This window comes from Prevotella sp. PTAC, assembly GCF_013166535.1.
Lineage (GTDB): Bacteria > Bacteroidota > Bacteroidia > Bacteroidales > Bacteroidaceae > Prevotella.
On the sequence record NZ_JABKKK010000012.1, the window covers coordinates 154,978 to 180,000 of the forward strand.

The 25,023-nt window shown below is 51.7% G+C and carries 19 protein-coding genes, 1 tRNA gene and 2 pseudogenes (1 of these 22 only partly in view); 5 read left to right on the plus strand and 17 right to left on the minus strand.

Features of this window, described 5'->3' with window-relative positions; translation table 11 throughout:
• Positions 1 to 29 precede the first annotated feature (29 nt).
• Positions 30 to 611 carry a hypothetical protein gene (locus HPS53_RS10515; RefSeq protein ID WP_172206103.1) on the minus strand — a complete coding sequence of 194 codons (582 nt, stop codon included), beginning with the start codon at positions 609 to 611 and terminating at the stop codon, positions 30 to 32.
• Between the two features lie 30 nt (positions 612 to 641).
• Here HPS53_RS10515 and HPS53_RS10520 point away from each other — a divergent pair, with 30 nt between their 5' ends.
• Positions 642 to 983: a hypothetical protein gene (locus HPS53_RS10520; RefSeq protein WP_172206105.1), complete on the plus strand. Its 342-nt coding sequence runs from the start codon at positions 642 to 644 to the stop codon at positions 981 to 983.
• A gap of 124 nt (positions 984 to 1,107) precedes the next feature.
• Here HPS53_RS10520 and secDF read toward each other — a convergent pair whose 3' ends face one another.
• The 3 genes from secDF to HPS53_RS10535 form a co-directional block, all read right to left on the minus strand.
• Positions 1,108 to 4,098, minus strand: coding sequence for a protein translocase subunit SecDF (gene secDF, locus HPS53_RS10525; protein WP_172206107.1), 2,991 nt, complete (start codon positions 4,096 to 4,098; stop codon positions 1,108 to 1,110).
• Positions 4,099 to 4,210: 112 nt separating this feature from the next.
• The gene (locus HPS53_RS10530; protein WP_172206109.1) at positions 4,211 to 5,299 is read right to left on the minus strand and encodes an endonuclease/exonuclease/phosphatase family protein; all 1,089 of its coding nucleotides are present in this window, start codon (positions 5,297 to 5,299) and stop codon (positions 4,211 to 4,213) included.
• Positions 5,292 to 6,218 carry a rhomboid family intramembrane serine protease gene (locus HPS53_RS10535; protein WP_172206111.1) on the minus strand — a complete coding sequence of 309 codons (927 nt, stop codon included), beginning with the start codon at positions 6,216 to 6,218 and terminating at the stop codon, positions 5,292 to 5,294. Before HPS53_RS10535 ends, HPS53_RS10530 begins: the two co-directional genes overlap by 8 nt.
• A gap of 225 nt (positions 6,219 to 6,443) precedes the next feature.
• Between HPS53_RS10535 and HPS53_RS10540 the strand changes: the two genes are divergently transcribed.
• On the plus strand, positions 6,444 to 6,716 hold the full coding sequence (locus tag HPS53_RS10540; protein WP_104370102.1) for an HU family DNA-binding protein: 273 nt from the start codon (positions 6,444 to 6,446) through the stop codon (positions 6,714 to 6,716).
• A gap of 129 nt (positions 6,717 to 6,845) precedes the next feature.
• Here HPS53_RS10540 and HPS53_RS10545 read toward each other — a convergent pair whose 3' ends face one another.
• Positions 6,846 to 10,445 carry a family 43 glycosylhydrolase gene (locus HPS53_RS10545; protein WP_371741840.1) on the minus strand — a complete coding sequence of 1,200 codons (3,600 nt, stop codon included), beginning with the start codon at positions 10,443 to 10,445 and terminating at the stop codon, positions 6,846 to 6,848.
• Positions 10,446 to 10,688: 243 nt separating this feature from the next.
• Between HPS53_RS10545 and HPS53_RS10550 the strand changes: the two genes are divergently transcribed.
• Positions 10,689 to 13,079 carry a beta-L-arabinofuranosidase domain-containing protein gene (locus tag HPS53_RS10550; RefSeq protein WP_172206115.1) on the plus strand — a complete coding sequence of 797 codons (2,391 nt, stop codon included), beginning with the start codon at positions 10,689 to 10,691 and terminating at the stop codon, positions 13,077 to 13,079.
• Between the two features lie 73 nt (positions 13,080 to 13,152).
• Here HPS53_RS10550 and HPS53_RS10555 read toward each other — a convergent pair whose 3' ends face one another.
• The 4 genes from HPS53_RS10555 to HPS53_RS10570 form a co-directional block, all read right to left on the minus strand.
• On the minus strand, positions 13,153 to 13,950 hold the full coding sequence (locus HPS53_RS10555; protein WP_104370100.1) for a gluconate 5-dehydrogenase: 798 nt from the start codon (positions 13,948 to 13,950) through the stop codon (positions 13,153 to 13,155).
• Positions 13,951 to 14,086: 136 nt separating this feature from the next.
• A complete protein-coding gene (gene kduI, locus HPS53_RS10560; RefSeq protein ID WP_172206117.1) occupies positions 14,087 to 14,929 on the minus strand; it encodes a 5-dehydro-4-deoxy-D-glucuronate isomerase in 843 nt (280 codons plus the stop codon).
• Between the two features lie 262 nt (positions 14,930 to 15,191).
• A complete protein-coding gene (locus tag HPS53_RS10565; RefSeq protein WP_172206119.1) occupies positions 15,192 to 15,377 on the minus strand; it encodes a hypothetical protein in 186 nt (61 codons plus the stop codon).
• 45 nt (positions 15,378 to 15,422) lie between these two features.
• Positions 15,423 to 17,075 (minus strand): hypothetical protein, encoded by a 1,653-nt coding sequence (locus HPS53_RS10570; protein ID WP_172206121.1) that lies wholly within the window; start codon positions 17,073 to 17,075, stop codon positions 15,423 to 15,425.
• A 342-nt stretch (positions 17,076 to 17,417) separates the two neighbouring features.
• On the opposite strand from HPS53_RS10570, the pseudogene HPS53_RS10575 reads away from it, so the two are divergent.
• Both HPS53_RS10575 and HPS53_RS12645 read left to right on the plus strand, forming a co-directional pair.
• Positions 17,418 to 18,656: pseudogene (locus HPS53_RS10575) on the plus strand (ATP-dependent RecD-like DNA helicase); the annotation flags it as partial.
• 108 nt (positions 18,657 to 18,764) lie between these two features.
• Positions 18,765 to 18,988: pseudogene (locus tag HPS53_RS12645) on the plus strand (helix-turn-helix domain-containing protein); the annotation flags it as partial.
• A 152-nt stretch (positions 18,989 to 19,140) separates the two neighbouring features.
• Here HPS53_RS12645 and HPS53_RS10585 read toward each other — a convergent pair.
• The 8 genes from HPS53_RS10585 to HPS53_RS10620 all read right to left on the minus strand — a co-directional run.
• Entirely contained in the window at positions 19,141 to 20,697 is a 1,557-nt protein-coding gene (locus tag HPS53_RS10585; RefSeq protein ID WP_172206127.1) for a TlpA disulfide reductase family protein, read from the minus strand.
• Positions 20,657 to 20,953, minus strand: coding sequence for a hypothetical protein (locus tag HPS53_RS10590; protein WP_172206129.1), 297 nt, complete (start codon positions 20,951 to 20,953; stop codon positions 20,657 to 20,659). The genes HPS53_RS10585 and HPS53_RS10590 overlap by 41 nt, the downstream gene beginning before the upstream one ends.
• Before the next feature lie 744 nt (positions 20,954 to 21,697).
• A tRNA-Gln gene (locus HPS53_RS10595) sits at positions 21,698 to 21,768 on the minus strand.
• A gap of 143 nt (positions 21,769 to 21,911) precedes the next feature.
• Complete coding sequence (gene tyrS / locus HPS53_RS10600) at positions 21,912 to 23,210, minus strand: tyrosine--tRNA ligase (protein ID WP_172206131.1); 1,299 nt, start codon at positions 23,208 to 23,210, stop codon at positions 21,912 to 21,914.
• A 28-nt stretch (positions 23,211 to 23,238) separates the two neighbouring features.
• The gene (gene yidD, locus HPS53_RS10605) at positions 23,239 to 23,481 is read right to left on the minus strand and encodes a membrane protein insertion efficiency factor YidD (RefSeq protein ID WP_104370274.1); all 243 of its coding nucleotides are present in this window, start codon (positions 23,479 to 23,481) and stop codon (positions 23,239 to 23,241) included.
• A gap of 9 nt (positions 23,482 to 23,490) precedes the next feature.
• Complete coding sequence (locus HPS53_RS10610; protein ID WP_172206133.1) at positions 23,491 to 23,934, minus strand: ribonuclease P protein component; 444 nt, start codon at positions 23,932 to 23,934, stop codon at positions 23,491 to 23,493.
• A 35-nt stretch (positions 23,935 to 23,969) separates the two neighbouring features.
• Positions 23,970 to 24,719 (minus strand): uroporphyrinogen-III synthase, encoded by a 750-nt coding sequence (locus HPS53_RS10615; protein ID WP_104370272.1) that lies wholly within the window; start codon positions 24,717 to 24,719, stop codon positions 23,970 to 23,972.
• A gap of 7 nt (positions 24,720 to 24,726) precedes the next feature.
• Positions 24,727 to 25,023, minus strand: partial view of a DUF4271 domain-containing protein gene (locus tag HPS53_RS10620; protein WP_172206135.1) — the 3' portion only. 720 nt of this gene lie beyond the right edge of the window; only the last 297 of its 1,017 coding nucleotides appear in the window; the start codon falls outside the window, past its right edge; the stop codon is at positions 24,727 to 24,729.

The following is a 25,023-nucleotide window of genomic DNA, read 5'->3' on the forward strand; positions in this document are numbered from 1 at the left end:
CCGAATCCGCAAAAAAACAGGCTATCACCTTAAAAGGTGAACAAAAGTCCTTTCTCCCGGCGAAGGGCCTCTTCATAGACACCGCACAATTCGTCATAGGCTTCCAGCCACTCATCACGCTCCACATCATGGAGCAACCCATCCGGTTCTACGGCTTCCGCCCTGTCACGGTTATCCGACAATACCTTCCGGATATCCGGAATCTCATGACTTTCCACCAATCCCAAGCCCATCATACCGGGATCCACCTGCACACCATCCATCATTACACTTCTTCCCAATACGGCTATCCGTGGGTCTTCAAATAGGTCAAGCTGCCCGATGACATCATTCACAGCGTCCCAAAAACAGCCCAAGCCCATATCATCCTCCACATCATAACAGGACGTGAGCATAATGTCAAAATACACCTGAAGGTCAGGTTCGTCAAACTCGTCTTCCCAATCTTCATCCAAGGGCTCTCCCGTATATGGGGATTGCAACCCGTCATAATGCTCACAGATATACTGCCGTGCCACCTCGGGGTTTGCGACGCTGTCCCGCATGACAGGCTCGATAGCGCTGTGGAATGTCTCTGTGTCAAAGATAAACGCCTTATGTTCCATACTCATAACCTTACTTCATTTCAGTATTATAAACTATTGAAATATCAACAGCAACACCGGCAACCTGTCATGCAAAAAGCCAACATGACAAGCAGGCCTGCCGCAACGGCATGTAATATATTTTTTTCATTTTACCCTTTGTTTAATAAAACAATTCGCCGCCATGCACATTCCTTTTACGAAGATTCCGGAAAAGAGCATGATCCTATCACGATTGCAAAATTAATAAAAAGCCGCAAGAAAGATTCATCGCACCCAGAAATCCTCCATGACAGACCGAGCGACACCGCGAACGAGAAGCCGCGGATGCTGTCGCCACCAAGAAGGAAGATTCGGAGCGACACGACCAAAGCGGCGGCCGGCGTATTGACGGCATGAGCCGGTGCCGGATTATGTGCAAAGAAAAAGCCGCCACATCTGTCACAGATGCGGCGGCCGGCATGTTATATATATAAAATCGTATTAGTTATTTCCGACAATCATAGTCGCAAACAGCCACGGCCTATGCCTGCTCTTCGTTGCGGGCACGCTTGCCCATGATGATATAGGCAAGAGGAGCCGCGATGAAAATCGAGGACAGAGTACCGAAGATGACACCGAGCAACATCGCGAACGAGAAGCTGCGGATGCTGTCGCCACCAAGGAGGAAGATGCAGAGCAACACGACCAAAGTGGTAGCCGACGTATTGATGGTACGGGCCAATGTCTGGTTCAGCGAATCGTTGAACAGTGACATGCGGTCACGCTTCGGATAAAGCTGGAAGTTCTCTCGTATACGGTCGAACACCACCACTTTATCGTTGATTGAATATCCGATAACGGTCAGGATGGCGCCGATGAACGTCTGGTCTATCTCGAGCGACATGGGCAGAAGTCCCCAAAGAGCCGAATACAGGCCGATAACCACAAGGGCATCAAGTGCCAATGCTATCGTGGAACCTACCGAATAGGCCACGTTATGGAAACGAACCAGGATATACAGGAAGATGGCTATCAAGGCGAATATAACGCTGACAACAGCTCCATAAGTGATATCCTTGGCCACAGACGGGCCGACCTTCGTGCTGCTGATGATCGAACCGCCGGCACGCACGTCGGGATTCTTGAATGCGTCGACACTCTTCTGGGTAACAAAACCCGACTTTGAAAGAGAGTTGAAGAGGATTGTCTCAGCCTCATCATCGATATTCGGATCGTTAGACTCTATCTTGTAGTTGGTGGATATACGGATAGTCTTGCCGTCTGTGCCGAGAGATATCACGCTCACGTTGGCCTCACCGAACGCACCCTGCAATACGGGACGTATCTGCTCAGGCTCCACGCTTTTCTCAAGTTTCACGACATAGTTGCGTCCTCCGGTGAAATCGATGCTCTTGCTCAGTCCGCGAACTCCGAGACATACGGCGAACAACACTGCCGCCACGCCCCAGATGGTAAACGACTTCTTGGACATGCCCATGAAGTTAATCTTCGTGTTCTGAAGCATGTTGCGCGAGAAAGCGGTTGAGAATGTGAGGTCAAGCCACTTGTCACGGCTCATCTGATGCTCGTAGACAAGGCGTGTCATGTATACGGCGGTGAAGAACGAACAGCAGATACCTATTATCAATGTGGTGGCAAATCCGCGGATAGGACCGGTTCCGAACACATACAGGATGATACCCGTGATGACAGAGGTAAGGTTTGAGTCGAAGATTGCCGAGAATGCGTTGGCATATCCTTTCTTCATAGCCTCACGGACATTGAGACCGGCACGCAGCTCTTCTTTCGTACGCTCATAGATAAGCACGTTGGCGTCTACAGCCATACCGAGCGCAAGCACGATACCGGCAATACCGGGCATGGTAAGCGCGGCCTGGAACGACGTGAGAATACCCAAAGTGAAGAAGAGGTTGAAGAGCAAGGCAATGTTTGCCATCATACCCGGAATGACGTTATACAGCACAAGCATGTAAATCATCAGCAGCACGAAAGCGACAGCAAACGAGATTACACCCTGCTGGATGGACTGCGCTCCGAGCGACGGGCCTACGACTTCTTCCTGCACGATACGTGTAGGAGCGGGCATCTTACCTGAATTAAGAGTGTTGGCAAGGTCTTTCGTATCTTCAATGGTGAAGTTACCGGTGATTTGCGAGTCGCCTCCGGCAATCTCGCCGTTGACGCGCGGCGCACTGTATACAGTGTTGTCGAGGACAATGGCCACCGCACGGCCGATGTTCTGCTTCGTAATCTGTGCCCAGCGGCGTGCGCCGTCGGTGTTCATCTGCATTGAGACGCAAGGATGGCCCATCTGGTCGAAACCGTCTTTGGCGGTCACGATGACATCTCCCTCAAGCGGAGCACGGCCGGAAGGCTCGGTGACCTTGATTGCATTAAGCTCGTAAATCTCCGCACGCTTGTCAAACTCGGCTGGCTTCGCGCTCCAAAGAAGTTTGAGGTCGGCGGGCAATACCTGCGCGGCAATGTCTGAATAGATTATCTTGTTCACCTCGGCAGTGTCGCGGGCAACCGCATAACCTACCACGCTAAGGCTCTGGCCCTGCGAAGGCTGAAGCACTGAGAACAACGGATTCTGTTTCTTCAACAGCTCTGCCTGGCCGGCTCCCGCTGTCTTTTCATCTTTCTTGGTCTTTGCACCGAGAGCGGCTGCCATATCCGCCTTGGCGGTATCGGCTTTCACCGTGTCGGCCTCAACAGCGGCCGTAACAGCCGACGCCGTATCGGCGACATTGCCGGCAGCGGCGTACTTCTGGTTGAGCTGGGCGAGCAGAGGTACGATCTCCTGGCTGTTATATGTCTCCCAGAACTCGAGGTTAGCGCTACCTTGGAGGAGCTTACGCACACGCTCCGGCTCACGGATACCCGGCATCTCGACCATTATACGGCCGGAACTGCCTTCCATTTTCTGGATATTGGGCTGAACAACGCCGAACTTATCGATACGGTTACGCACAACGTTAAACGAATTGTCTACGGCAGATTCCACTTCGGCACGCAAGGCACGCTCCACTTCGGCGTCTGTGCTCTGGGTGCTAACCTTGCCTTTCATCTGTTGTGTAGCGAAGATCTCTGCCAGACGGTGGCCGGGAGCATTCTGCCTGTAGTACTTGATGAACAGAGAGATGAAGTCGTCCTGACTCGTCTCTTCCTCCTTCTTCGCTTGTTGCATTGATTTTACAAATGCGGCATCAGTCTTGTGATCTGCGAGCACTGCGACAACGTCGGGTACCGAAACCTCAAGAATCACGTTCATACCGCCCTTCAAGTCAAGTCCGAGACCGATTTCCATCTCACGACATTGCTTCAACGAGTAAGTTCCGAAATACACTTTCTCGTTTTTCAGTGAGTCGAGATATTCCTGTCCTGCCTCTTCGCCCATCGCGGCCGCCTTGTTTTCATAGTGGCGTGTCACGAAAGAGAATGACAGATAGAATATGCACACGAGCATGAGGAGAAGTGCGATAAACTTTACAATTCCTTTGTTCTGCATTTTCTTAATTATGTTATTTTAATTATTATTTCCCTATTATAGGCAATTTAGCTTGCAAATATAGCTATTTTTTTACATTGTGAAAAATTTATTGCTTATTTTCACGCTTTTTTTAGCGTTTGGGCGGCATTTTTATCCAACAATATATAGGATAGTGGTCGGAAGCGTCAAATTTGCTGTCAACCGTGCAATTATACGGTGTTAAGTCGTTGGAGCACATTATATTGTCTATCCTTACGAAGAAGCCTTTCAGATTATAAGATATGCCCAGCCCGCGGCCGGTGGCCACAAAACAGTCGGTAAGTCCGTCGGCGACAGTACGCCTGGTATACGAAATCGGATTGTCATTGAAATCCCCGCAGACAATGATGGGGTACTGCACATGGTCTACAATGTAGGCATGCACGGCATCGGCCTGGGGCGCCCGAAGGCAAACGGCGTCACTGAGCTTGTTCAGCAGCTTTTTCGACTCTTCCCGAACGGTGTCACGCCCCATCTCTCCTTTCAGCATTGTCTTGTACATGCCCCGCTCGGCAAGCGACAGATGGTTGCTCTCGAAATGATTGTTTATCACTATCAGCGTGTCGCTCCCCCTTTGGAGATAATAGGCCACACTGCCGTTACCGCGGGAATCATATTCGATGCGCTCTTTTCTTATTATCGGATAACGAGTGTATATGCCCACTCCGTTGAGAGCGGTATCTCCCACATGCGTGGTGTCCATGTATTCATATACCTGCCTATACTTTGCAAAGGTGCCGCGCCATGTGTCTATGTCCTCTTGCAGGCACACGATATCGGCATCGCTCCGCTTGATATATTCGTATATCATGTCGAACGAGTTGTCGTAACGCGGACTGCCATCATATGACTGCACGTTGTACGAAAGCACCTTGACCACATCTCCGTCAGGAACTTCCGACGGGATGTTAAGCGGCATATATACGCTGACAGGCCCATAAGCCAACACATACCCCGCAACGGGAATGAGCGCGTACCTGAACTTGAATATAAGCCAAAAGAAAAGGAAAGCAAGGTTTATCAGTAAAAAAACGGGAAACGCCAACCCCAAACATGAAAGCACGGAGTGGCTGACAGGGTCGAAGCGGTCTGCGTTACCCAACACAAGCATGACGGCGACCGTAGCGATATTTGCCCCGGCCACCATCCGCAATGTAAAGGTCTTAAGCTGCTTAATCATTATTGCTGTTGTCGAAGAGCTTTTTCTTCTCCTCCTTTGTCAGACTGTCGTATCCGCTCTTGCGGATCTTATCCAGAATGCGGTCTACTTCTTCCTGCTCGGCTTTCTTGCGGGCGTTGTATTCCCAGTCGGTCTCCTTGGCTCCGCCTTTCTCTACGCGCATGGTTACGGAGTCACGGCTCTTACGCTTTTCGAAATTGTGCTTCAGCCTGTCGAAAAAACCATTGCCCCCGTCGCTGCCATGGAATGTATACTGACGACCGCGCCAATACCTGATAAGCAAAAATCCGAAAAGCATTCCGCCGAGATGGGCCATGTGAGCCACACCGTCGCCACGCGAGCCAAGCGCCGACCACAACTCGATAAGTACATAAAACATCACCAGCCACTTGGCTTTCACCGGCACAGGAAGAGGAAAGATGAACATTCTCTCGTTTGGGAAAAGCATTCCGAAAGCCAGCAATATGGCATAAACGGCACCCGAGGCCCCGATCGTGGTCCAAAGGTTAAGCTGCCCGGAAAGCATCCCTCCCACACGGAAAAGGTCAAAAAAGCCAACGACAGGCTCTTGGGCGCTCACCATAAAATAGAAAGAGACGAACTGCGCCAGCTCCTGCATCACTCCGGCACCGATGCCGCAAACCATATAATAAAGCAGGAAACGACGCGGCCCCCATACATTCTCTATCACACAGCCGAACATCCAAAGCGCGAACATATTGAAAAGCAAGTGCATGAAACCGGCATGAAGGAACATATAGGTCACCAACTGATAGACACGGAAGTCACTCGCCATAAAAAAATGGAGCCCGAACAAAGACGCCAGATCCATGCCGCGCAACGCCAATACCTGCGTGGCAAAAAACACCAGTATGTTGATTATCAACAAATTTTTCGTTATCGGGGGAATATTGCGCATACCTTAATATATTTCTTTATTTAGACATAAATCCTTTTAAGCAACCGCAAAATTACGAAAAATATCCGTCAAACAGCATCCAAGCCCCTATCCGACTATTATTTTTCCATAAAAATGTCACTTTTTTAATTATTTTGTTTGTATTCTGAATTGTTTACCCTATATTTGCCATGCAAAAGTGTGCAATTATATTTTAAACATCAATATTCAATTTAAAACAAGGTTATGAACAAAACAGAATTAATCGAGAAGATCGCAGCAGGTTCAGGTCTTGCCAAGACCGACGCCAAGAAAGCTCTTGACGCTACCGTTGCCGCAATCAAAGAGGCTCTCGTCGCAGGTGACAAAATTGCCCTCGTAGGCTTTGGTACATTCAGTGTAAACGAGCGTCCCGCACGCGAGGGTATCAATCCCGCCACAAAGGAGAAGATACAGATTGCAGCCAAGAAAGTGGCTAAGTTCAAGGCCGGTGCCGAGCTGGCTGACGCTCTGAACTAATCAAAATAACACAAACATAAAATGCCGGGGAGTTTCCGTCTGAAACTCCCCGGCATTTTATGTTGGATACAAATATTTTAATCCGTATGAGAACGTCCGTCCGGCTATCACCACCGGACGGACGGGTTCTTACTGTTTGCCCACGGCTACGGTCTTGCCGCCTACTATATATATTCCGGCAGGAAGTCCGGCAGTAGCGGCACCGGCATCAACCCTACGGCGCAGACATATTCCCTGCAATGTATACACGTCAACGAGAGCGTCCGTGCCTGTCATTATATCTTCAATGCCCGACGGCTCCGAATAATCATCCGAATCAGTGAGGTACACTTTGTCTATTACGAGCGGGCTGCCGCCAACCGACCAGAAACCGACTATATACACATGGGAAGGGTCGAACTTGACTTTCGTACCGTCGTCATTTGTCTTATAGGCCTCATGCAACTTCACAACAACCTGCCGGCTGCCTTTGATATCATAAGTGGCCGGCTTTGTCCAATAGCTGTTCTCGTCGAAAAGCCGCAACGAGAAACTGCCTGTTTCTGTATTTCCGAATTTCGCGACAAGATATTTGTAGCCCGAGAGATCCACCCCATTGCCGTATGTCCATCCGCCAAAACCGTATCTGCCGGTTATCAATGTGCGTATATTCTCATTGAAAGAGCCTGCCTCCCAGATATTCGGATTAAACAGACTTTCCGACAATGGGAATGTGGTGGCTATGACCTGCGTTGTATAAGAGCATCTGTGACCGAGCGGCCCCGTATAGCTTACGGTGACCGTGCTCTCACCGTCTCTTAATGCCTGCATACGGCCATTAACGATATGTATCACCTCCGGATTGGCGCTACAGTACTCGGCGGCCATTGTTACATCTTCCGTATGGCCGTCAACGTATACAGCCTTTATCGTCACGGACGAGGATGTGCCTGTAAGCAACGTAACCTTATCACCACCATCGACGGCCAGCTCTTTCAGCGTGAGCGACTCCTCACTGTACCCGGCAAAGGAACTGTCATAATACACGTCCTCATCATAAGCCGGCTCGGTGGAGAACCAATCCACGTCAACATATCCGCCGGAGTCTATTGTGGCATAATTGAATATAGCGAACTTGTTGCCCGTGAACACCGTCAGGTTGTATTTCATCTCAAATTCATCTCCAAACCGTTTGTAGTTTACGTTATCCGTACTGTACCAGAACGTTGCCTTGGATGTATTGTAGTTTGCGACGGCACGGAAATACACGATGTCTTTATCCACAACCGGCCCCACAAGCTCTTTCTTTCCTTCTCCGGATGTCAGGGAAGAAGAGCCGTATACGATATGCTTTTCGCCTCCTGCTACCTTAACCCCGACAAAAGCATAAGGGTCCTGGAATACGGACAAGCCGGCCACATCACCGTCTTTCATTGAAGAGATGTCCATCTTCACCGTGCCGTATGAATGGGCAAGGTCGTCCGCATATCCCATTATTCGCTGGGTGAGGGTATTTTTCGCCTCATGCAATCCCCCGCACGTGCCGGCCGTATACAGCCTGAGATACCCGGCACGCTCTGTAAGCGACCACCTGGACCTGTCGGGATTGTGGTTCCATCCCCACTGCATGCCCAACTTGTAGTGTCTGAAATTATCGTTGGTAGGCAGCTGGCATATAGGATATTCCCTGCCAACGTCAGGTTTTCGGTATGTCGCCACCCCCTTTCCGTTCTCTCCTATCTCGGGCCAACCGTCTTTCCAGGAAACAGGTTGCAGGTTCGGCAGGCGGCCGTAGGCGCCGCGGTCGGCGAAAAGCATCGTCCACCACTCTCCTGCCTGTGTCTGCACCAACGCTCCCTGATGGATGTTGCTGTCGTCTATGAGTTTCTTCTCCTCGTAAGGGCCGTATATGTCCTTTGACCTGAACACCGTCTGGAATGCCGGCCAACCGCCATAAGTGGCATAAATATAGTAATAACCGTCTTTCTTATACAGTTTGCTGCCTTCCAATCCCTCACGGAAAGAGTATGACGCCACCTCTTTGTCGCCGCCCGGCACCTTATTGAAATCGTCGTCCACCTCGGCAATGCGCAACTTGTTAATTCCATACACAACGTATGTCTTGCCATTATCGTCAAACAGAATGCCCGGGTCATAGAAGCCTTCCTTCAATTTTCTCATCTCCCACTCACCGTCTATATCCGTTGTCGTGAGCAAATAACCGCCTTCATCAAGAGTAGAGAACAACATATAGAACTTTCCGTCACGATACTGCAGTGCCGTGGCCCACTGGCCGCGCCCATAGCGGTTTTGTCCGTTTTCAAGGTTATATGCGTCAGACAGCTCTATACGTTCGAGCGGATTGCAGCAATACTCCCAGTTGACAAGGTCGCGCGATTTCAGTATGGTTGCGCCCGGGAATATATGCATCGTTGTGGAAACCATGTAATACCAGTCGTCGACACGGATCACATCTGGGTCGGGAAAATCTCCGAAGATGACCGGATTGGTATAAGTGCCGTCGCCATTGTCGCTATGTGACAGGAAGGTGAAGTCCGGTCGCGGATAGTTTTCCTCCGCATAATCCAGGTACCAGTGATACACCGGCCACGGGCAAGCCTCCGGGTCGGTAAGGAAAGTATACTCCTCACCCGGAGCCGGAGCCTCATCCTTAAACTTGGCAAGCCATTCCGGACCGGTAAACAGCAGCCAGCTCACATTTTCCGAAGCATCGGTTATCTTCTTGAAATTCGCTCCGAACCCGCTGCCTCCGGCCGTTCCGGTATGCTCTTTACCCCAGGAGGCGTCATATTTCTCATCGGCCCAGTCCATCTCCGTAACACATATAGGCGCAAAATCGGCCACAGGCTTCACATCCTCGTCCCATCCTTTCTGGAAATCAGCATAGCCGTTGCCGCTGCCAAACCATCCCGGATAGATATGCACGGCATAGCCGATGTTGTCTCCCTCAATCGGATTTACGGCGTAGCCCTTGTAAAGCGACTGATAACCGAGACCCGGTATCCACAATATATTATCGCATCCCTGCCCGCGGATGCCATCCACCACCTTCTGGAAATACTCCTTGAGCTTATCAAAATGTGCCTGGGACGACGCGCCGTAAGTACCGTCCGAGCCGAGTATCTGTATCGGCTCATTGGCAAGCTCGAACATAATATTGGGATGGTTCTTCAACTTCGGGTGCGCAGCTACTGTTTTCCATACCCTTTCAAGATATTTGTGATACAAGTCGTTCACCTTTATCTTCTCGGGGCATACCCCCGGCGGGCGCATGATTACATACAGTCCTTTGGATACCGCATACTCAGCCATGGGGATGAATACCAGGTCAAGATATTTCTCAAACCTCACACTACTGTATGCCGAAATATCGCTCTCGCCCGTAGTCGGCAATCCCGGCACATTAGACCAATACGGATCCATGTGCAGACGGATGAAGTTCATCTTCCAGCCGGCTTTGAGAATATCGTCGATGAGTCCCTTGTTGTACCTCAGGCATCCTTCAACATCATAATTGGTCCAGTATTTCCCCCTCTCGTTGAACCACGGGCTGTACGTCTGCGCAAACCCGTGCAGGTTCACGATATTTCCGTGTGTGTCTTTGAGATAGCGGCCTTCCACATGCAGCCGCGGCATTGCCATGTTCTCCCATGCCTCAATGCCTTGGGAAAAGACCAACAGGCACAGAACCGCCATAAGACGGTAAAATGTTCGTTTCATACTATACATTATTTTATTAGCAGTTAATTTCCTTTTTCCACCATGCCGGTATAATGTCTGCAATATTACAAATATAAATCGAGAAAAATGATGACGAATATCACCAATAACCCATGTCACAACATATAATAAAACTTATGCAACATAAACAAATATCATACGGAACATTATAACAAAATTAAGAAACGGCAATTGACGGACATTGGCAATAAAAACAGTACCTTTGCAGATACTAACCAATATGATATTTATATGAGAAGAATAGCAACCGCTTTATTCTGTATGGCGTTGGCCTTGCCGGAAGCGACGGCACAAGACAGGCTTTACCGCAACACTTTCCCGTTAGGACAGGTGAAACTTACGGGCGGCACATTTCGTCACGCCCAGGATCTGAACGTGCGGACACTGTTGAAATACGACACCGACAGGCTCCTGGCACCGTTCTTGAAAGAAGCCGGCCTCAAGCCGAAAGGCGAAAGCTTCGAGAACTGGAAAGACCTGGACGGCCATGTAGGCGGACATTACCTGTCGGCTTTGGCCATACACTACGCCGCCACGGGCAACGAAGAGTGCAAAAGGCGAATGGACTACATGATAAGCGAGCTGAAACGCTGCCAGCAGAAGCACGGCAACGGATACGTGGGCGGCGTGCCCAACGGCATGAAAGCGTGGGACGAGATAAAGAAAGGCAATGTCGGCATAGTGTGGAAATACTGGGTTCCATGGTATAACCTCCACAAAACGTATGCCGGACTGCGTGACGCTTGGGCATACGGAGGCAACGAGGAGGCCAAAAAGATGTTCCTCGACCTCTGCGACTGGGGGATTACGATCATATCCCCGCTGAGCGGCGAGCAGATGGAGCAGATGCTGGGAAACGAGTTCGGAGGCATGGACGAGGTATATGCCGACGCTTACCAGATGACAGGCGACACCAAATACCTTGACGCGGCAAAGAAGTTCTCACACCACTGGCTGCTCGACAGCATGGCCGAAAAGAAAGACAATCTCGACAACAAGCACGCAAATACGCAGGTGCCGAAAGTTGTCGGCTATCAGCGTATAGCCGAGATGAGCGCGGTCGCCGGCCGCAAGGATGACGAAAAGCTCTATACCGATGCAGCCGACTTTTTCTGGAACACCGTTGTCTACAACCGTTCGCTGGCACTCGGGGGCAACAGCCGCCGCGAGCATTTCGCCACGGCAGACGACTGCAAAAGCTATGTTGACGACCGTGAGGGTCCCGAGTCGTGCAACACCAACAACATGTTGAAGCTCACCGAAGGGCTCTTCCGCATGAATCCGTCGGCAAGCTACGCCGATTTCTATGAGCGCGCGATGTTCAACCACATTCTTTCGACGCAGCATCCCGGCCACGGCGGTTACGTGTATTTCACGTCGGCACGCCCGGCACACTATCGAGTGTACTCCGCGCCGAACAGCGCCATGTGGTGTTGCGTAGGCACTGGAATGGAAAACCACGGCAAGTACGGCGAGTTCATATACAGCCACGCAGGCGACTCGCTGTTTGTCAATCTCTTCGTGCCATCGGAAGTGCACTGGAAAGAAAAAGGAATAACGCTCACGCAGGAGACGGACTTCCCAGAAAAGGAAACCACACGCCTTGTCGTACACACCAAAAAGGCCGTAAAGGCGAAACTGCTCATACGCCACCCGTGGTGGAGCGAGAGCGGAAAGATGACGGCAATGATAAAAGGCAAGGATTATGCGGCCGGTTCACAACCGTCGTCATACATCACGATAGACAGGAAATGGAAAGACGGCGATGTCATCGACATTACCATGCCAATGAAGATTACGGTCGAGGAATTGCCCAACGTACCTAACTATATCGCCATCATGCGCGGCCCGATACTCATGAGCGCCAATATGGGCACTGAAAGACTCGACGGCCTCGTGGCCGACAACAGCCGGTGGGGACACATCGCCCACGGACCGCTGAAATCGGTATTCGACACCCCGCTGATAATCGGAAGCCGCGACGACATACGTAAAAAGGTCGAAGCCATGCAGCCCGTGCCGGGCAAGAGCCTGTGCTTCACAGTGCCGGGATTGTTCACAGGCAAGTTTGCCGACCTGGAACTCGAACCCTTCTACCGCATGCACGATTGCCGGTACATGATGTACTGGCTGTCTATGACCGACAAGGAATATGCCGACTACCGCAAAACGGTGAAAGAGGAAGAAGAGCGCCGCCTGCTGCTCGACAAGCGAACGGTAGACGCCGTAGCCACGGCCGAACAGCAGCCTGAGGTCGACCACAAGATGAAACACGACAAATCAAACACCGGTTTCCACGACGGCCGTGCATGGCGCGATGCCCGTGACGGCGGATTTTTCGAGTACAACCTCATCACCGAGGGTCAGAACGACCTCACACTGTGGGTTCAGTATTGGGGAAATGAGAAAGGAAACCGCAGTTTTGACATCCTGATAGACGGCAAACCGCTTGCCGAGGAAAACCTCGCCGGCAAGTGGAACAAGAACAAGATAATGGTGGCCGAGTATCCGATACCCGAAAGCATGACCAAGGGCAAGCAGTCTGTCACGGTGACGTTCCGCAGCAAACCGGGCAATATTGCCGGAGGAATATTCCACGTAAGACTACTGAAAAAACTGTAAATACTTAAAGAGACCGCCAAATGGCGGTCTCTTTAAGTATTTAATCAGGCATTATAAATTATGAATTAAGCAATCAAGGCTGCTTGCCGATGTAGGCGAGGATACCGCCGTCCACATAGAGCACGTGGCCGTTGACGGCGTCGGAAGCCTTCGATGCGAGGAACACTGCCGGTCCGCCCAATTCCTCGGGCTCGAGCCAGCGTCCTGCCGGGGTCTTGGCGCAGATGAAACTGTCGAACGGATGGCGGCTGCCGTCTGCCTGGCGCTCGCGTAGCGGAGCTGTCTGCGGAGTGGCGATATAGCCCGGGCCGATGCCGTTGCACTGGATGTTGTACTCTCCATACTCCGAGCAGATGTTGCGTGTGAGCATCTTCAGTCCGCCCTTCGCTGCCGCGTATGCGGATACTGTCTCGCGACCCAGCTCGCTCATCATAGAGCAGATATTGATGATCTTGCCCTCGCGACGCTCCATCATCTCGGGAAGCACGGCCGAAGCCACGATAAACGGCCCTACGAGGTCTATGTCGATGACCTGCTGGAACTCGGCACGCTTCATCTCGTGCATCGGTATGCGCTTGATGATTCCCGCATTGTTGACGAGGATGTCGATGTTACCCACCTCTGCGTGGATTTTCTCCACAAGAGCCTTGACATCGTCTTCCTTTGTCACGTCGCACACATAACCGTGCACATTCTCTATGCCGGCCTCTTTGTAGTTTGCCAATCCCTTTTCGAGAGCGGCCTCATTAATGTCGTTGAAGATGATGTTCTTGATGCCTGCGGCCACAAACGCCTTGGCGATGTTGAATCCGATACCGTAAGAAGCGCCGGTGATCCAGGCATTTTTACCTTCCAATGAAAAAATGTTCATGTTAAATATTAAATGTTAGATGGTAGATGTTAAATAGTAGATGTCAAACGCTATATGGCAGACGGGAAATGACATGCAGCGTCCAAGCGCTATCATACGCAAAGGCACAACACCTGCCGTTTCCCGTCTCCCGTTTTTATTTAAGGTCGGTGATAAGCGAGAAGTCCTGGTCGCCGTAGTCGAGGTTTTCTCCTCCCATACCCCAGATGAAAGTATAGTTGTGTGTCGCCGCGGCGCTGTGGATGCTCCACTCGGGCGACAGTACGGCCTGATCGCCTTTCATCCATACGTGGCGGGTCTCGTCAACCTCACCCATGAAGTGGCAGACAGCCTGATCTTCGGGTACCTCGAAATAGAAGTACGCCTCCATGCGGCGGCTGTGCACGTGTGCCGGCATCGTGTTCCACACACTGCCGGGAGCCAGTTCGGTCATACCCATCTGCAACTGGCATGTGGGCAGCACCTGACTGACGAGCATCTTGTTTATATCGCGCTCGTTGCTTGTTGCCAGCTCGCCCATGTGCGCCACCACGGCATCTGCCTTTGTCACCTTCTTGCAGGGATATGCGGTGTGCGCCGTCACGCTGTTGAAGTAGAACTTGGCCGGTTTCGAGCCGTCTTTGCTGGCAAAGAGCACGTCGCGGTCGCCGCGGCCGATATACAGAGCTTCCTTATATCCGAGCGTGAACACCTCGTCGCCCACGGTCACAGTGCCCTCGCCTCCCACGTTGAAGATACCGATCTCACGGCGTGTGGTGAAGTACTCGGCTTTGAGCGGGTCGATGGCTTCGAGCTTCAATGTCTCTGCCACGGGCATTGCGCCGCCCACCACCATGCGGTCATACATCGAGTATACCATGTTGACCTCGTCTGCGGCAAACACTCTTTCTATCAGAAAATCACGGCGGATGCGTGCCGTGTCATAGCTTTTCGCGTCTTCCGGATGTGCGGCATAGCGAATCTCATAATTTGTTTTCATAAATTAATATATAAGTTTTTAATTGTAGTCTTCTGCAAAGATAGCGCAAGCCGAACGCGGCGAAAGTTTGTTTTCTGTCGCTGAGGCGAAGCCTATCTTCTGCAAAGATAATAATTTAAAACCGAACACGGGCAATATGCCGGTGAACTTTCATCAATAATATTTATTTAACACCGTGTTCATGACAAAAACAAATGCCGGCACGCCACGATCCGATATCGCGTTGTGCCGGCATCCATTGCCTTTATACACAGTCTATGCATCAGTCTTCATCCTGTCCCCAAAGGTCGAAACCATGGTCTTTTGAGTCTGCCACCGGGGGAGCCGGCTCGTCATTGCCGAAACCAAGACCCGAGTCGCCCCATATATTTTCGATAGACGCCGCTATCATCGACTCCATCTCTACATTCACCACCTCTGTTGCCGGAGCTATATAGTTCTTTTTCATATCTTCAATCGCTTAATAATGTTTGTTTGATTACTTTTCGGAATATTATTTTATTATCACTTTCTTTCCGTTCTTTATGTAAAGACCCTTTGTTGCCTTTGCGCTGTCAACACGCTGTCCGGCAAGGTTGTAAAGAGCGTCGTCGGCCTGCTTCTCCACGAATACGCCGTCTATTGCCGTCACCTCGTTGCCGCCTATCACGAGACGCACGATCCTGGCGTTGGCCGAAGCGTCGTTGGCCTTGATGTAAGCGCGCGTGCCGGCTATGGTAGTCTCTCCAGCGGAGCGGTACACCTTGTCGTCGCTGATGAAATAGTCGCCCTCGGCAATCTTCGTCGTTGCCAGATATGAGCCTGTGAAACTGAAATTAGCGCCCGGCACCACAGCGTCTGCCACGGCCTTTACACTCTTATCGGCAAACTTATATGTGGTTCCGGCAGCAGATGTCTTCAACAGCACGGGAGTGTGAGCCTTTATACCGGCATTCCCTGCAATGTTAAAGGCTACAGCCACTTTATCCGCATCGGCACTGTTCTCCGAGAACTCAGCCACTTTAACGTCATCACCAAACGCAGCCTTGGCCTCAGCATCGGTAATATCGAACGGAACAACAAACGTATTCCATACATCGGCCTTGATGACACGGTTAAGAACAACATCCACATTATCCACGTCCGTATCCAACTTGAATATCTTTTTACCGTCTACTGTTATCGCTCTTCTGTAAAGTTGGAGCTTGGTGATAGTTGTTTCAGGAGTACCCCAATTCATTTTTATTCCCTGCAAATGAATGAAATCCACCTTTTTATCATTATTATTATCCGCTATATGCGGAATATCTTTGATTTTTATGACAAGTTTTCCATTCTCACCAATCACCGCATTCGGTATCTCACAAATAGATCCGGTTTCTACACGGTTATACATGAAACGGAAACTTCCGCCGGGAGTTCCTTCCACACGAATCTCATCATAATCAGTTATATCAGCAAAATTATTATCAGGGACATTACCGCTTCCGTCACCCCAAACTACATTTCCTTGCGCCAATGGAGTATTCAGGTTTACTACACCACCGGCTCCAAGCCCCGTAACGACGGCACCTGCTCCCGGAGTTGTCCAACTTTGATAAAGAGTAGCGTCAAGATTAGTCAGGAATATAGCATCAGGATCTACTGTTGATGCGGCCTTCTTAATCAATTTTATTGAAGTGACAGTACCATTCGGACTGCCCCAATTAGTCTTTATAGAATTAAGATGTACGAATGTCACCTCATCATTATTACCATCAACCTTACACCCTTCAAGATTTATAATAACTTTTCCCGACTCTCCTACCGTATAGTTGTTTTCTTTTAAAGGTCCTTCATTACCTTTACGGTTATACATTACACGAAGCTGCAAACCCGCAGTAGCCTCAATTTGCAGTTCGTCATATTCAGAAATGTCTGCATAGTTCAGATAACCGACACTACCATCTCCATATACCGTCGTACCTCCGCCTATTTCTTTACCTAACTCAAAAGCACAACCAACCACTGTACTTGTTGGCACAGCCGTCTCATCATCCGTCGTCCAGTTTTTAAAGAAACTCTGGTCAAGGTCAACAATGACATCCTCTCCCTGTGCCATCGTTTTTGTCACACACACCGTCATGAGTGCCATAAGCACCATGCACGTTCTTTTTAAGTTTTTCATCGTTTAATTTTTTGATAAAGATAAATGTTAATTACTATACTATAATATGTGCCGCCCGAAATGTAAAAAAACAACTACTGACTACCACGGTGCGGCAGGCCAACGTCTGTTTAGTTCTCAAACTGCCGTTTCGCTTTCGCAAAAATATCTAAAAAGACACATTTTCACCCCCCCTGAATGCAAAAATACGTTAATAGATACATATATAAAACATTTTAAGACCTCAGTGAAACAATATGCGGCACCCGCAAACTTGCCCGACACCCTTTTTTATTATACCTTTGCACACATGCCACCGACAAGGACGGCACATAACCACATACAATCAAGAATACAAAAGGCATGGAAGAGAACAGCGAACTGAAACTGGCATGGGACTTCGTGGAGAAGACCGGGTGCAACATTTTCCTCACGGGGAAGGCCGGAACGGGAAAGACCACATTCTTGCGAAACCTGCGCGAGCGGTCGCCCAAGCGCATGGTGGTGCTCGCCCCCACGGGCATAGCGGCCATAAACGCCGGCGGAGTGACGATACACTCATTCTTCCAGTTGCCCCTGTCGCCGTTCGTGCCTGGCGCGTCGTTCGGAGGCCGCGAGCAGAAACGATACAAGTTCGGCAAGGCCAAGCGAAACATCATCAAGACGCTTGACCTGCTTGTGATAGACGAAATAAGCATGGTGCGCGCCGACCTGCTCGACGCCGTCGACAGCGTGATGCGCCGCTACCGGGCGCACAACCTGCCGTTCGGCGGCGTACAGCTGCTGCTCATCGGCGACCTGCAACAGCTTGCGCCCGTGGTGAAAGACGACGAGTGGGAGATGATGAAGAGCTACTACGACACCCCGTTCTTCTTTTCGAGCAAAGCGCTCAACAATGCAGGCTACCACACGATAGAGCTGCAGAAAGTGTACCGCCAGCAAGACAGCTCTTTCCTCGCCCTGCTCAACAGCATAAGGGAAAACCGGGCCGACGACAGAACACTGGCCGAACTGAACCGGCGCTACATACCGGGCTTCACTCCGCCACAAGGCAGCAACTACATAAGGCTCACCACGCATAACTACCAGGCACAGCAGATAAACGACCGCCAACTGGCACTGCTCGACGGAACGGCATGCGACTACCGTGCCTCCGTGGAAGGCACGTTTCCGGAAAGCTCGTTTCCGGCCGACGAGACGCTGACGCTCAAAGCGGGGGCGCAGGTCATGTTCATCAAGAACGACGTGAACAAGCGCTACTACAACGGAATGATAGGCGAAGTGGCCTTCGCCGGACGCGACATGATAAAGGTGGTGAGCAAGGACACCGGGGAGACGATAGACCTTGAGCCCGCCGAGTGGACCAACTCAAAATACGCTCTCGACGCCAAGACGAAAGAAATCACCGAGACGGTGGAGGGTGTTTTCCTCCAGTATCCGCTACGGCTGGCATGGGCCATCACGATACACAAAAGCCAGGGACTGACCTTCGAGCACGCCATCATCGACGCGTCGCACTCGTTTGCCCACGGACAGACCTACGTGGCGCTGAGCCGATGCAAGTCGCTCGAAGGCATGGTGCTGGGCGCCCCGCTGGGCCGCGCACGCAAGACCAAGCCCACCAAAGCGCCCAAAGAACCCAAAGTGCCCACGGCAAAGATTAGCTATGACATGTTCATATCGGGAATGGCTGTCGACAGGATTGCCGCCGAGCGCCGGCTGACACCGGGCACCGTATTCAACCACCTGGCGCAATATGTGGAACGGGGCCTCTGCCGATAGAGCAGCTGGTGCCTCAGGAGCACATAGATGAAATCAGAAACCACGCCCGCACACACCCGCAAGACACGTCGGTAACACAGATTAAAGAAGCGGTAAGCCAGGCTGTGTCATACGATGAGATAAGGATTGTGAGGAAGGAGATACTCTTTTAGGGAGTTAAGGAGTTAAGAAGTTAAGCCAATAGCTTTTAGCACAGAGTCCTGTGTGGAAAGAACAAAGAGGTTGATACATTCAAGTCTTGAAAGCTATTGGCTTAACTTCTTAACTCCTTAACTTCTTAACTCCCTAAAAAAAGAAACAACCCCTAAAAGTTCTTCTCTATTTCTTTCCTCATCCTGTCCACGCCGGGGAAACCGGTTTGGCGATAGGTGACCTTGCCGTCACGGTCGAGGATGATGTATGTGGGCACGCCGGTTATCTTAAACCGTCTGCGCAGCGCGGCGGACTGCTTCCCGGTGAGGCGGTAGTGCTCGCCGGTGATGTCGGCAACCATGTATCGCCACGTGTTCTCTGGCGACGATTCACTCGCCAGATACACGAAGACAACGTCTTTGCCGGCAAGGTTTTTCTTCATCGGCGCCATACGCTCATGGGCCAAGCGGCACGGACCGCACCACGTCTCCCACACATCTACGACTACCACCTTGCCGCGATAGCGCGCCGCTATGCTGTCGAAGAGCAGGCTGTCGGCCACGGCGGGCACGTCGCGTATGGAATATCCGGTATTGGCTTTCCTCTCTTCCAACGTTTTGAGCAGTGCGTCGTTCCTGTCGCCGATTATCCGGCGGTAGCCCTCGGGCAGCGCCGCGAGCCTCGCCTTCCGGTCGTCGTCGAGCGGCGTGAAGTCGTTGGACACGCAGCGATACAGCTCATCGGCGTCGTTCACCATGAGATATGTGCCCCAGCCGGCACCGAGCAGCGGGGCTATGCGCTCCTTCTCGTAGCTGCCTATGATGCGGACGTACGACGGGGCGAGCACTGCCTGCGGCCTGTCTGCCTGTTCTGCGAGCTCGCGCGGTATGTAGTCGGCGGGCACTGTCTTTGCCAACGAGTCGATACAGTCGGAATAGCGGTCGCCCTGTATGATGCCTTTCTCATATAACGCCCGCGCCAGCCTGCCCGGAGCCGACACCAGACAATTCACCGCCTGATAGCCGGCGTCGAGCATCAGCAGTTCGCGCGCGGCCCGGCCTACGGGCATCCGCTCCACGCCGGCACGCACATCGGCGAGCGCTTTCATCACCAGAGCCTTGTAGCCGTCGACAGACAGGCCGGTGATATCGCCCAACCTGTCCTCCAACTGTGCCCCGCCGGCATGGCAGGCATACTCCTGAGCCACGTCGGCCAGCGGCCCTTTGACATATATCGGCAGTCCGCAGGGCTTGTCGTCCTTATGAAACACCGACTCGCGGCGCGCATATTCGCGCAGGTTGACACACACCTCGGTGGTCTTTCCCGGCTCGACAAAGACTATGACCGGATTTCCAAGCAGCATGTAAATACTCACCGCGGTGGTACCGGCCACGGGCAGGGAGAAAGACAACGTGCCATCGGCGGACACATCAATACTGCGCGGAACGGTGTTCACCTCACGGAATATGCTGCACTGATCGTAGGATACCCTACTGCCCAGCGCGGGTGAATAGTCGAGCAGACGGAGCTTCACCGTCGCCACGCCATAGGCAGACAGCGGTTCGGGCAGGGCGGTCTTCCTGTCGACCTTATAATTACATGCGGCGAAAGCGGCCGGCAGTTCGGGAGCGGGCAACGTCCGGGCACCGTCCAACCGTATGCCGCAGATTGTCCAACCGCCTTTCCCCTCATCCTCGGTAAACGTCACCGTCGCCGCCCAGACAGGCATACTTGCGGCCGTTGTTGTCGGTGAGCGCTGCCGTCTTGGCTATACTTATCCAGTTTTTCGGGGTAAACCTGGCATATACGTGAAGCACGGTGGCCGTGTCGCTCATCGCCACACGGCTCACCTCTATCGCAGGCGTGTTTCCCGTCGTGAAGGCGGGATGCTCTATCACTTTATCCTTAGCCTGCGCCGTGAAAGCGCCGCCCACGAATGCCGCCAGCAATGCCAACACAGGCAGAAATGTTCTCTTGATATTCATAAAAAACAATCGTTAAGTTTATATAACAGTCTGTATCCGAGCTACAAATATACATATTTATCCGGTCACAGCCAAATATCCGACATACATTCTCTCCATGACAGCCCCGGCTCTCTGTCGGAAAATCACGCCACAGGCAAATACCCGGCATGCTATCACGGCTCGGCCGGCCCCATAGCCGCAGCCGGCATGACTGCCGACGCAAACCAAGAATAAACCTGACAAAACGCTCTCCATATTTCGCCCGTTTGAAAATAAAAATCCCGCGGCCCGAAATACGCGAGTTTTGAGTAGTTTTCGCAACCGCCTGTATATCACCGCCTTACGCCTACCACCCCTGATTTCCACACAAAACATACCTCACCTACCCGCCCGCCTTTTCGCAACGAGCACCCCGCCGGAGCGCAACGGCATACTTATCGCACGACTACGACAAACCGAATGCGCCGCAACCGCTATCCGAATGCGCCGCAACGGGCACCCCGTTGCAAAAAGACAAGAAAACCGCCGTTTCGAGACAAAGAGCACGGCGCGCCCCATATCCCGCTCCATATCTCGATGTTTTCTCTATTTCGACGAAAAATAAAGTGTTAAATCCGTGACTTTATTCGTACAAAATTGCCGATAAAGGCATATTTGCGGGGAGTCGGGGAGTAAGGAAACAGACTTTTTGAAGGTAGAAAATAAAAGGATAAAAAAATGAAAAAGCCGCGCAACGAATATCGCTGCGCGGCTTTTTCGGTGTTGGACCAACGGGACTCGAACCCATAATGACAGAACCAAAACCTGTAGTGTTACCATTACACCATGGTCCAATACCAATATTTCGGCTGCAAAGGTAGTGTTTTTTTATGCCACCACCAAATTTTAAGCCTTGTTTTTTATGTCGAAACACGGTTTGGACGTGTTTCAATATGTTTTGCGGCAGTACACGATAACGGCACACTGCCGCCCCGAATCACTTCACGATTACGAGATAATAGTTTTTCTTGCCCCGCTGAACGAGCAGGTATTTACCGTCGATGAGGTCGTCGGCAGTGATGACGCGGTCGAAAGCGGCGAGCTTCTCCTTGTTGAGCGACACGCCACCGCCCTGCACGAGCTTGCGCATCTCGCCCTTGCTTGCAAACACGGCGGCATCTTGCGTGAAGAGGTCGCCGGCCGGCTGTCCGAGCTTGTCGGCCGAAATCTCAAACTGAGGCACACCCTCGAAAATATCGAGAAGTGTCTGTTCGTCGAGCTTCAGCAGGCTGTCTTTCGTTGACTTGCCGAAGAGTATGTCGCTGGCCTCCACAGCAGTGTCGAAAGCCTCGCGCGAGTGTACCATCACCGTGACCTCCTCCGCCAGCCGCTTCTGCAACGAGCGGCGTCCGGGGTCTTGACGGTGTTCCTCAACGAGGGTGTCTATCGTCTCCTTGTCGAGACTTGTGAATATCTTGATGTAGCGCTCGGCATCGTCGTCGCTGACATTAAGCCAGAACTGATAGAACTTATAAGGTGTGGTGCGCTTGGGGTCGAGCCAGATGTTTCCGCTCTCCGTCTTGCCGAACTTCTTGCCGTCTGCCTTCGTTATCAGCGGGCAGGTGAGGGCGTATGTCTCCACTTCGTTGCCCAGTGTGCGGCGGATAAGCTCGGTGCCTGTGGTCATGTTGCCCCACTGGTCGTTGCCACCGAGCTGCAACTTGCAGTTCATGTGTTCGTAGAGATACAGGAAATCGTAGCCTTGGAGCAGCTGATAGGTAAACTCGGTGAACGACAGACCGTCGCGTGCGGTACCGTTAAGGCGCTGCTGCACACTCTCCTTAGCCATCATGTAGTTGACGGTGATATGCTTTCCCACCACACGGGCGAAGTCAAGGAAGGTGAAGTCTTTCATCCAGTCGTAGTTGTTCACCATCTCAGCCTTGTTAGGCTCGTTGCCGTCGAAATCGAGGAACTTGGCCACTTGCTGCTTGATGCACTCCTGGTTGTGGTAGAGAGTCTTGTCGTCGAGCAGGTTGCGCTCCTGGCTCTTGCCCGATGGGTCGCCGATCATGCCGGTGGCTCCGCCCACGAGTATTATCGGCTTGTGGCCGCATCGTTGCAGGTGACGCAGCATCATGATGCCGCACAGGTGGCCTATATGAAGTGAGTCGGCGGTGGGGTCGGTGCCGAGATATGCCGTCACCATCTCGCGTTGCAGGAGTTCTTCCGTTCCGGGCATTATCTGGGCGAGCATCCCGCGCCATTTCAGTTCTTCAACAAAATTCTTTTTCATATCTTGATCGTTATATGTTATTAATCGGTTAGGGTACCGGGTCGTATCCACTGCCGCCCCAAGGGTGGCACTTCAATATCCTGCGGACGGCAAGCCACAATCCGCGTAACGGGCCGTGCCGCATTATTGCCTGGCGGGCATATTCGGAACATGTGGGGGTGAAACGGCAGGCGGGCGGAGTGAGAGGGGACACATACCGCTGATAGAACACTATCGGCAGGCAGAGCGCCCATGAGAGGGCTTTCACGACGGGACGGAACATGGCTGCCATAATCTCTGATCACTCTTCGTTCCGCGGATGGCAGGAAGCGCCACGGCGGTGTTCAAGACGCTCGGCAAGGCGCACGAGCAGCGACTTCACGCAGGCATCTACATCGGCACTGTCATAGAGGCGGCCGGCCTGCCATACAAACGCCATAGCCACCATGGTCTGCGGCATGGCGTCGAGCACTCCGGCAAGCAAGGGCTTGTTCATCCTGTAAGCCTCACGCACCTGACGCTTGACACGGTTGCGCTTGACAGCATGCTTGAAATGCCGCTTCGGCACGCTGATGAGCACCTGGGCCGGCGCATCGCCGGACGCACGCTCAACGGGAAGGTAGACGAGACGCAACGGGAACGCCGCAAGCGAACGGCTGCCGCCCCCGCCGAAGAGCCTTTCTACCAGCTTGCGGCTGACGATGTGCTCACGCTTCGCGAATGTGTGTGTCGCCTGTTCCGGCATGGTGGTTGGATTTATGGTGATACCGCACAGGAAAATTATCCCTGTATCTCGTTGAGATAGTGCAGCAAGGCGCTTGTCATCGAGGGATATTTCTCCGTGGGAGCTTCGAGATCGAGCCGCAGGCCGGCATCTTTCACAGCTTTGGCCGTGGCGGGGCCGAAGGTGGCTATCGCAGTGTTCTTCTGATTGAAATCGGGGAAGTTCTTTATCAGCGAGTCTATTCCGGCCGGACTGAAAAACACGAGCATGTCGTAGTCGAACGTGTCCACTTCATCCTGCGTGAAGTCGTTGCTCACGGTGCGGTACATGACGCATTCCGTGTAGTTAAGCTTCTTGGAGTCAAGCAGGCCTGTGAGATTGCTGTTGTGAACATCGCTCATCGGCACAAGATACTTCTCACCCTTGTGCTTGACCATTGTGGGTATGAGATCGTCTATCTTGCCCGTAGAGCCGAAGAAGACCTTGCGCTTGCGATACTGTACGTACTTCTGGATATACAGGGCTATCGTCTCAGTCACGCAAAAGTATTTCATGTCTTCGGGTATAGTCAACCGAAGTTCTTTTGCCAACTTGAAATAATTGTCTATCGCATGGCGCGACGTGAAAACAACCGCTGTGTAGTCCAACATGTTTACTTTCTGCTGACGGAATTCCTTGGAACTGATTCCCTCGACCTTAATGAACGGACGGAATACCAACTCCACGTCAAACCTCTCCGCAAGATCAAAATAAGGAGACTTATCACTGGCGGGCTTCGGCTGTGAAACCAAAATCTTCTTAATCATCGATGTCCTAAAAATTTATTTCCAAATAGTTGCCTGTCAGTACCAACGCACCCCATAAGACTGCGATAGGCACGGCTTCAAGGGCACAAAAGTACAAAATTATTTGCAGAAAAGCCGTTTTCCGACGGAAAAAGATGGAATAGCACTTATAAAATGTCAGTATTTTAACGAAAACCAATACAATTACAAAGTAAATGATGACATTATGTATCGACAGATTGAAGTACACCTGAAGCAGGACGACAGGCAACAGCAGTATGCCCTCGGACGATGATATGAACAGAAGGGATTTGAGCCACTGGAT